This window comes from Cellulosimicrobium sp. EB106-03-01-XG111 (assembly GCF_058792115.1).
On the sequence record NZ_JBYTEQ010000032.1, the window covers coordinates 26197 to 34982 of the forward strand.

The window sequence follows — 8786 nt, forward strand, 5'->3', positions numbered from 1 at the left end:
TGCCGGGCGTCGACGGAGGTGCCGACCTCCGCGGCACCGCGTCACCCTCAACCCTAGCCACCCCCGCGCGACAGGTCACCGCCCGTCCCGGTCCGCGGGCACGCCGACGACCAAGGTCCCGACCGGACGGGCCGTGCGGCGGGCGCCGACGGGGAGAATGGGGGCATGAGCACGTCCGCCACGCCCGAGCCGCCCGTCGTCGCGCACTCCGGCGCGGCCCCCGGCCCGACCGCCGACGCCGGCTACCGCGACGTGCCCGCCACCGAGGGCGGCCGCGCCGGCCGCGGCTGGTGGGACGCCAACGCGCAGGAGTACCTCGACGAGCACGGGACCTTCCTCGGCGCGGCGGACTTCTGCTGGTGCCCGGAGGGACTGCGCGAGCGGGACGCACGTCTGCTCGGCGACGTCGCGGGACGCCGGGTGCTCGAGGTCGGCGCGGGCGCGGCGCAGTGCTCGCGCTGGCTCGTGACGCAGGGGGCGGAGGTCGTCGCGACGGACGTGTCCGGCGGCATGCTCGCCGCGGGGGCGGCCCTCGACCGGGCGACGGGCGTGCGCGTCCCGGCCCTCCAGGCCGACGCGCGCCGGCTCCCGCTCGCCGACGCCACGTTCGACGTCGCGTTCACCTCGTTCGGCGCGATCCCGTTCGTGCCCGACGCGGCAGCCGTCCACCGGGAGGTCGCGCGGGTGCTGCGGCCCGGCGGTACGTGGACGTTCTCGGTGACGCACCCGACCCGGTGGGCGTTCCCCGACGACCCGAGCGAGCACGGGCTGACCGCGAACCGGTCCTACTTCGACCGCCGGCCGTACGTCGAGACCGACGCCGCCGGCCGGGTCGTCTACGCCGAGTACCACCGCACCCTGGGCGACCACGTGCGCGAGGTCGTCGCCGCCGGGCTGGAGCTGCGCGACGTCGTCGAGCCCGAGTGGCCCGCCGACAACTCCGAGGTGTGGGGCGGCTGGGGCCCGGTGCGCGGCGCCTACCTGCCCGGGACGGCGATCTTCCGCACGCGCCTCCCGGGCTGAGTCGCCCGGGTCAGTGGCCCGCCTCGTGCCACGTGGCCCCGACGCCGACCGAGACGTCGAGCGGCACGTCCAGCTCGGCGGCCGCGCCCATCTGCGTGCGCAGCACCTCCTCGACCGCGTCGCGCTCGCCCGCAGCCACCTCGACCACGAGCTCGTCGTGCACCTGGAGGAGCAGCCGCGACCGGAGCCCGCGCTCGTCGATCGCGCGCTGCACGTTGAGCATCGCGACCTTGATGATGTCGGCCGCGCTGCCCTGGATGGGCGCGTTGAGGGCCATGCGCTCCGCCATCTGGCGGCGCTGCCGGTTGTCGCTCGTGAGGTCGGGCAGGTACCGGCGGCGCCCGAGGATGGTCGCCGTGTAGCCCGTGGCCCGCGCCTCGTCGACGACGCCCGTGAGGTAGTCGCGCACGCCGCCGAAGCGCTCGAAGTAGTCGTCCATGAGCTTCTGGGCCTCGCCCACCTCGATGGTGAGCTGCTGCGAGAGCCCGAACGCCGACAGCCCGTACGCGAGGCCGTACGACATGGCCTTGATCTTCGAGCGCATCGCGGGCGTGACCTCGGCCGCGGGGACCTCGAACACGCGCGACCCGACGTAGGAGTGCAGGTCCTCCCCGGACCGGAAGGCCTCGATGAGGCCCTCGTCGCCCGAGAGGTGCGCCATGATGCGCATCTCGATCTGGCTGTAGTCGGCCGTCATGAGGGTCTCGTAGCCCTCGCCGACGACGAACGCGCGCCGGATGCGCCGGCCCGCCTCGGTGCGGATCGGGATGTTCTGCAGGTTGGGGTCGGTCGAGCTGAGCCGGCCCGTCGCCGCGATCGTCTGCTGGAACGTCGTGTGGATGCGGCCGTCGTCGGCCACGGACTTCAGCAGCCCCTCGACCGTCTGGCGGAGCCGCGAGGCGTCGCGGTGGGCGAGCAGGTGCTCGAGGAACGGGTGCTGCGTCTTGACGAAGAGGTCCGCGAGCGCCGACGCGTCGGTCGTGTAGCCCGTCTTGATCTTCTTCGTCTTGGGCATCCCCAGCTGGTCGAACAGCACCTCCTGGAGCTGCTTGGGGGAACCCAGGTTCACCTCGCGCCCGATGACGGCGTACGCCTCCGACGCGGCCGTCGCGACGAGGTCGCCGAAGTGCTGCTCGAGCTCGCGCAGGTACGTGACGTCCGCCGCGATGCCGCGCTGCTCCATGCGCGCGAGCACCTGGGACAGCGGCAGCTCGAGGTCGGCGAGGAGCGTCGTGGCCCCCCGGTCCTCGAGCTCGCCCGCGAGGACCTCGCCGAGCTGGGCGACGGCGAGGGCACGCACCGCGTCCCGCTCCTGCTCGCCGCTGCCGTCGAGCGAGAGGTCGAGCGCGCCCTGGGCGTCGTTGCCGGCCTCGGTGTCCGGGCGCAGCTCACGGTGCAGGTGCCGCACGACGAGGTCGCCCAGGTCGTAGCCGCGCTGGTCGGGGTGGCACAGGTACGCGGCGAGCTCGGTGTCGAACGTGACGCCCGCGAGGTCGTACCCCCGCGCCGCGAGCTCGTGCCAGGCCGACTTCGCACCGTGCACGACCTTGGGGCGCTCCGGGTCGGCGAGCCACGCGGCGAGCGCCTCGTCGTCGGCGCCCGCGACGTCGGCGAGCTCGAGCGCGACGGCCGCCCCGGCGTCGTCGGACACCGCGAGGCCCCAGGCGTCCCCGCCGCCCGGGACGGCCTTGCCGGCCACCTCGACGCCGAGCGGGCGCGTGCCGTGCTCGGCCAGCCAGGCGCCCAGGCCCCCGGGCAGGACGTCGGCGAGCGCGACGTCGAACCCCGCCTCGGCCTCGACCTCGCCCTCGGGGGCGATCGCGAAGAGCCGGTCGCGCAGGGCGCGGAACTCGAGGGCGTCGAGCACGCGGTGGGCGGCCTCGCGGTCCCAGGGACGGGTCGCGAGGTCGTCGGGGCCGACGGGCAGCTCGAGGTCGAGCAGGAGCGCGTTGAGCTGCCGGTTGAGGCGGACCTGGTCGAGGTGCGCCCGGAGGTTCTCCCCCGCCTTGCCCTTGATCTCGTCCGCGTGGTCCAGCAGGCCGTCCAGGTCGCCGTACGCCGTGATCCACTTGGCGGCCGTCTTGGGGCCGACGCCGGGGATGCCCGGCAGGTTGTCGGACGTCTCGCCGACGAGAGCGGCGAGGTCCGGGTAGCGCTCGGGCGGCACGCCGTACTTCTCGACGACGGCGGCGCTGTCCATGCGCGCGAGCTCCGAGACGCCCTTCTTCGGGTAGAGCACCGTGACGTCCGGGCCGACGAGCTGGAACGAGTCCCGGTCCCCCGAGCAGACGAGCACCTCCATCCCGGCGGCGGCGCCCTGCGTCGCCAGGGTGGCGAAGATGTCGTCGGCCTCGTAGCCCTCGCGCTCGAGCGTGGGGATGTGCAGCGTCTCGAGGATCTCCTTGATGAGCGGCACCTGGCCCCGGAACGGCTCGGGCGTGGACTCCCGCGTGCCCTTGTAGCTGGGCAGGATCTCGGTGCGGAAGGACTGGCGCCCGGCGTCGAACGCGACGGCGACGTGCGTGGGCTCCTCGTCCCGCAGGAGGTTGATGAGCATCGAGGTGAACCCGTACACCGCGTTCGTGTGCTGTCCCGTGGTCGTCGAGAAGTTCTCCGCCGGGAGCGCGAAGAACGCGCGGTAGGCCATGGAGTGTCCGTCGATGAGCAGGAGGCGAGGTCGCGCGGAGGTCGTCACGGGTGCCAACCTATCGCCCATGACCCACACGCACGGCTCCGACCAGAACGCCGCCCCGACCGGGACGCCGTCCCCCACCACCCCGTCGACACCCGACGCCCCGCGCCACGCCTACGAGGCGATGGGCCTGCGCACCGAGGGGACGCTCATCGAGCGCATGGGCATCGAGCTGGGCGAGGTGGGGGCCGACCGCGTCACGGCCCGCATGCCCGTGGCGGGCAACACGCAGCCCGCGGGGCTGCTGCACGGGGGTGCGTCCGTCGTCCTCGCCGAGACGCTGGGTTCCGTCGCCGCGCAGCTGCACGGGGGGCCCGGCCGCGCGGCCGTGGGCATCGAGGTGAACGCGACGCACCACCGGGGGGTGCGCGACGGCTGGGTGCACGGCGAGGCGGTCGCGGTGCACCGCGGACGCACGACGGCGAGCTACGAGATCGTCGTGTCCGACGACGAGGGTCGCCGCGTGTGCACGGCGCGCCTCACGTGCCTGATCCTCGCGCAGGGCTGACCGGGCGACGCCGGCCGCAGGACGCGGACGCCCGCCTCAGCCGGGCAGGGTCTCGCGCGTGTCGGCCGGCGTCACCACGCCCGCGCGGCGGTTGTACTCGGCCTGGAACTCGCGCAGGTCGACCGGCCCGGACATGGTCTCGGTGCGGGCGCGACGACGGCGCGCGATGAGGTCCTCGAGCGAGCGCGTGCCCCGTCGGGCGGGGGTGAGGTCGGCCGCGAGCCGGCGCTGCAGGACCGCCGTCGAGACGACGCGGTGCCCGGCCACCGGGCCGAAGCCCAGCCGCGCGAGGAAGCGCTGCACCCCACGGGAACCGGGGATCGGCACGGAGTAGACGTGCGTCGCGCCGGACGACGCGGCGAGCTCGGCCGTCGCGCTGAGGAGCGCGTGGCCCACCCCGCGGCGCCGGGCGTCCTCCCCCACGTACACGGCCTCGACGTACAGGCTCGGCTCGTCCGCGAACAGGTGCGGGTCGAGCACGCGGGCCAGGACGAACCCGACGGGGCGGCCGTCGTGCAGGGCGACGAGCACGTTGCCGCCGGGCAGGGTGAGCAGCACCGACAGGTGCCGGACCAGGCGGTCCTCGTCGGGCGCGCAGATCTGCGCCCCGGACGCCGACTCGCGGCGTGCCTCCGAGCACAGCACAGCGATCCCCGGCAGGTCGTCACCGACCGCGGGCCTGACCTCCACTGCTGGGCGCACTGCGCTCCTCCTCGTTCGCACCGTGGACCGGCGGCACCGAGGGACGTGGGGCGTGAGAAGGTCCACGTCGCTCGGACAGCACCGTCGGCCGTCGACTGAGCACTACGTGGCGACCGTGTTCACCGCCCCGGAACTGCTGGACGCCAGTCCAAGACGATAGCCCGCCCGGAGCCCCGTGACAAAGGTCCTGATCAGGACCCCGCGCGGCGCACCGGGCGCGGCGGGCGGCTCAGGCGCCGCCGACCTGCTCGATGACGGCGTCCGCGACCTCGCGCATGGTGAGGCGGCGGTCCATCGACGTCTTCTGGATCCAGCGGAACGACTCCGGCTCCGACAGGCCCATCTTCGTCATGAGCAGGCCCTTCGCGCGGTCGACGCGCTTGCGCGTCTCGAAGCGCTCCGCGAGGTCGGCCACCTCGGACTCGAGGGCGGTGATCTGCGAGTAGCGCGAGATCGCGATCTCGACCGCGGGCAGCAGGTCCGCCGGCGTGAACGGCTTGACGACGTACGCCATGGCGCCGGCGTCGCGCGCCCGCTCGACGAGCTCCGCCTGCGAGAACGCCGTCAGCAGGACGACCGGGGCGGCGTGCGCCTTGCCGATCTGCTCCGCCGCGGAGATGCCGTCGAGCTCGGGCATCTTCACGTCCATGACCACGACGTCGGGCTTGAGCTCGAGCGCCAGCTTCACCGCCGTCGCACCGTCGCCGGCCTCGCCGACGACCTCGAACCCGGCGTCCCGCAGCGTCTCGACGACGTCGAGACGGATCAGGGCCTCGTCCTCCGCGACGACGGCGCGGCGCGCGGCACGACCCGACGGGGCGGGGGTGGTGGCGGGCTCGGGCTCGATCATCGGGGGCAGGTCGAGCGGCTGCTTGTCCTCGGGCTGCGCTGTCTGGTCACTCACGGGACTCATCGTAGTGCGCCGCACCGGGTGCCGCCCCCGCGTTTCGCCCTCCGGGGAGTGTGATTCTCGTGAAGGCACGCGTGTGTGGTTCGATGGTGCCCGCGCGGCGGAGACCGACAGGTCCGCTCCGTGCACGGCCCCGGTAGCCCAACCGGCAGAGGCGTTCGGCTCAAACCCGATCCAGTGTGGGTTCGAATCCCACCCGGGGCACCCCTCATCTCGGTGGACGTGCGGTGCTCGACGTCACGGTTCCTCGCGGTCGAGGAAGTCCCGTGTGGTCGCGACGAACGACTCGACGCTGGAGTACGGCAGCCCGTGCGGAGCCCCCGGGACCGTGACGAGCCGCCCGTCGGGCAGCGCGTCGACGAGGCGGCGGGCCCACGTCCCCGAGACGAGCGGGTCGCGGTCCCCGACGAGCACGAGGACGGGCTGCGTGATGCTCTGCACCAGGTGGCTGACCTCGGCGCGGCGCGCCTGCTTCAGGGCCCGCACCGCCGCGACCGGACCGGCCCGCAGGTAGTCCACGACGGCGATCGGCAGCAGCGACCACCTCTCGCGCGGGCCGTCGAGGAGCAGGCGCCACGCGCTCTGCCACCACCGGGGGTGCTCCGGGTCCCGGGAGGGACCGACGAGGACGACCCGCCGGACCAGGTCGGGCCGCTCCGCCGCGAGATGACTGACGATCTGGCAGCCCAACGAGTGCCCGACGACGTCCGCGCCCGTCATGCCGAGCCCGTCCATCCAGCGGGCCACGACGTCCGCCATCTCGGCCATCGACGGCAGGTGCGGCGGGCGGCCGCTGCGGCCGACGCCCGGCAGGTCCAGGGCGGCGGTGCGACGGTCCGTCCCGAGCCGCCGGACACCCGGCTCCAGGTACCGCGTCGACAGGGCGAGACCGTGCACGAGGACCACCTCGGCCGGTGCGACCACCCCCTCCGGCCGAGCCGCCCGGACCGGCTCCGCGACGACGGAGTACACCCGCACCCCGTCGATCAGGTCGTACCGCTCCTGGAGGGCCGGCAGGACCGTGCCCGCCGACGAGCGCTCGCGCCGACGCGCTCGGGGCACGGCAGACCTCGCTCTCCCACCGTCGACCGGTGGCTGGGTGGTCAGCACCGAGCGGTCGCCGGGCTGGGCCACCAGGGTAGAGGGGGACGACGAGCGCCGCCGCGGGACTCGGGACGGCACGGACGGACGACAGGCCCCGCGCGCACGAACCGGTGATGTCTAGAGCTCGGGCCGCGCCGTGTCCAGAGTGACCGCCTCGCGCGCGGCCTCCCGGGCCGCGGCGCTCGCGTCGCGCGCCGCCTGCCGGGCGATCGCCTCGTCGCCGAGGAGAGCGGCAGCGCGCGCGACGGTCGCGGACGTCAGCGCGTCCTGCGCGCTCCGTTCGGCGGCCTCCGCCACCTGCTGCACCTGCTCGCACACGCTCGCGGCCGCCTCCGCGGTCTCGCGCGCGTCCCGGCGCGCGACGAGCGCGCGGAAGGTCGCCTCGCGCGCGGCGGCCGCCGCGCCGTCGGCGTCGGGGTCGCTCGCCGCCACGTACAGGTCCTGGTCGACGTCCTCGATCTGGTCGTTGGTCACCCACGAGAGGCTAGGGCCGACCCTCCGCGCTCGCTCGCGCGAGTCACGGTCGACCGGCTGCCGGCAGAGCACCGCGCTCCGGGCAGCCGCCCGTCCGCCCCGGACGCTCCAGCGAGCTCCCGGCCGCCACGCCCCTGCCCGCGACGCGGCGCAGCGCTGATCAACCCGCGCGGTTGCGCGGGTGCTCGCGAGCGACGCGCTCGTTGCCCCGCTTGTAGTTGCCCGTGACGCGCGCCATCAGCTGCTGCTCGTCGCCGGCGGCAGCATCGTCGCGGAACACCTGCGCCGTCCGACCGCGCAGCACGGTGGCACGCCGACCGTGGTGATAGATGACGACTTCGTCGCCCACCACCTCGAACGCGAACCCTTCCGGTCGTCCCACGTCGTCCTCCTCCTGCGCTCCCCTACGCTCCGGTGCGCGCGTCGTCGGGACGCTGCCGCGGCGCGCTCCCGGCCGGGCCGTACCGCGTGACCGCCGACCGGAAGAACTCTCCCGCCACCGAGCGAGCCGTCAGGGGCTCGGCTCCCGGCACCGTCGCGGCCGCCGAGGCGGCGGCGAGCTCGTCGTCGACGAACCGGCCGAGCACCGCCGGGACGGGGCCCGCACCCATCTCGCGCGAGACCGCCTTGAGCGCGACGAGCTCGGCCGCCTCGCGGACCACCGCGCTCGGTGCCTCGCCCTCGTCGGGCAGCGTCGCGAGGCGCATGGGCGGGACGGCGTCCGGCCGCACGCGCAGCCAGCGCAGCGTCGCCGCCGGACGCAGGACGTAGAAGAGCTTCTTGAGCGGCACCTCCTGCGCCGCCCACCAGCGCTCCCGCTGGCCGAGCGCGACGTGCAGGTAGTGCCGCCGCAGGGCGTCGCGGTGGACCACCCGCTCGGCGAGCGCGAGCAGGTCCGCCCGGAACGCGGCGTCGCCGCGGTGCACGATCGGAGAGCGCAGCCACTCCAGCAGCGTCGCGTTCCCGCGCACGAGCAGACGCACCGCCTTGACGAGGTCCCACCCGTTGACGTCCAGCACCGCGTCGAGCGGCGTCTCGACGACGTCGCGCCGCGGCCAGGGGTCGAGGTAGTCGGCCGCGGAGCGCACGTAGACGAAGCGGCAGTCGTAGTCCGAGTCCGGCGACGGGAACCCCCACGCCCGGCTGCCGCTCTCCACCGCGAGCGGGACCGCGACGCCCTCGTCGCGCACGACGGCGTCCAGCCGCGCGTCGACCCGACGCACGACCGCGGGGTCCAGGGACGCAGGCACGGCACGCATCCCGCGAGGGTAGGGATGCGCCGCGGGCCGTGTCGCGGGATTTCCCGGAGGCGCAGGACGACCGACGGCGGCGCCCCCCCCACCAGGGGAGCAGCCAGCGAGGCGCACGAACGC

The 8786-nt window shown here is 74.8% G+C and carries 9 protein-coding genes and 1 tRNA gene; 3 read left to right on the forward strand and 7 right to left on the reverse strand.

The features are described 5' to 3' along the window. Positions 1-165 precede the first annotated feature (165 nt). Positions 166-1023, forward strand: a complete 858-nt coding sequence (locus AC3WT4_RS19505) for a class I SAM-dependent methyltransferase (protein ID WP_492316261.1) — start codon at positions 166-168, stop codon at positions 1021-1023. 10 nt (positions 1024-1033) lie between these two features. On the opposite strand, the gene polA is transcribed toward AC3WT4_RS19505, so the two are convergent. Further along, a complete protein-coding gene (polA, locus tag AC3WT4_RS19510; RefSeq protein WP_108046950.1) occupies positions 1034-3739 on the reverse strand; it encodes a DNA polymerase I in 2706 nt (901 codons plus the stop codon). A gap of 100 nt (positions 3740-3839) precedes the next feature. On the opposite strand from polA, the gene AC3WT4_RS19515 reads away from it, so the two are divergent. Continuing rightward, entirely contained in the window at positions 3840-4223 is a 384-nt protein-coding gene (locus tag AC3WT4_RS19515) for a hotdog fold thioesterase (protein WP_492316265.1), read from the forward strand. A gap of 36 nt (positions 4224-4259) precedes the next feature. On the opposite strand, the gene AC3WT4_RS19520 is transcribed toward AC3WT4_RS19515, so the two are convergent. Together AC3WT4_RS19520 and AC3WT4_RS19525 are read right to left on the reverse strand one after the other, a co-directional pair. After that, positions 4260-4925, reverse strand: coding sequence for a GNAT family N-acetyltransferase (locus AC3WT4_RS19520; protein WP_157837895.1), 666 nt, complete (start codon positions 4923-4925; stop codon positions 4260-4262). 229 nt (positions 4926-5154) lie between these two features. Then, positions 5155-5775, reverse strand: a complete 621-nt coding sequence (locus AC3WT4_RS19525; RefSeq protein ID WP_255181310.1) for an ANTAR domain-containing response regulator — start codon at positions 5773-5775, stop codon at positions 5155-5157. A 190-nt stretch (positions 5776-5965) separates the two neighbouring features. Here AC3WT4_RS19525 and AC3WT4_RS19530 point away from each other — a divergent pair. Then, positions 5966-6039: transfer RNA gene (locus tag AC3WT4_RS19530), tRNA-Leu, on the forward strand. A gap of 33 nt (positions 6040-6072) precedes the next feature. Here AC3WT4_RS19530 and AC3WT4_RS19535 read toward each other — a convergent pair. The 4 genes from AC3WT4_RS19535 to AC3WT4_RS19550 all read right to left on the reverse strand — a co-directional run bounded on the left by AC3WT4_RS19535 (position 6073) and on the right by AC3WT4_RS19550 (position 8672). Beyond that, entirely contained in the window at positions 6073-6897 is an 825-nt protein-coding gene (locus tag AC3WT4_RS19535; protein ID WP_492316262.1) for an alpha/beta fold hydrolase, read from the reverse strand. 159 nt (positions 6898-7056) lie between these two features. After that, positions 7057-7413: a hypothetical protein gene (locus tag AC3WT4_RS19540; RefSeq protein ID WP_492316263.1), complete on the reverse strand. Its 357-nt coding sequence runs from the start codon at positions 7411-7413 to the stop codon at positions 7057-7059. A 160-nt stretch (positions 7414-7573) separates the two neighbouring features. Then, positions 7574-7795 (reverse strand): hypothetical protein, encoded by a 222-nt coding sequence (locus tag AC3WT4_RS19545; RefSeq protein ID WP_074806727.1) that lies wholly within the window; start codon positions 7793-7795, stop codon positions 7574-7576. 22 nt (positions 7796-7817) lie between these two features. Continuing rightward, complete coding sequence (locus AC3WT4_RS19550; RefSeq protein WP_492316264.1) at positions 7818-8672, reverse strand: nucleotidyltransferase domain-containing protein; 855 nt, start codon at positions 8670-8672, stop codon at positions 7818-7820. Between the last annotated feature and the right edge of the window lie 114 nt (positions 8673-8786).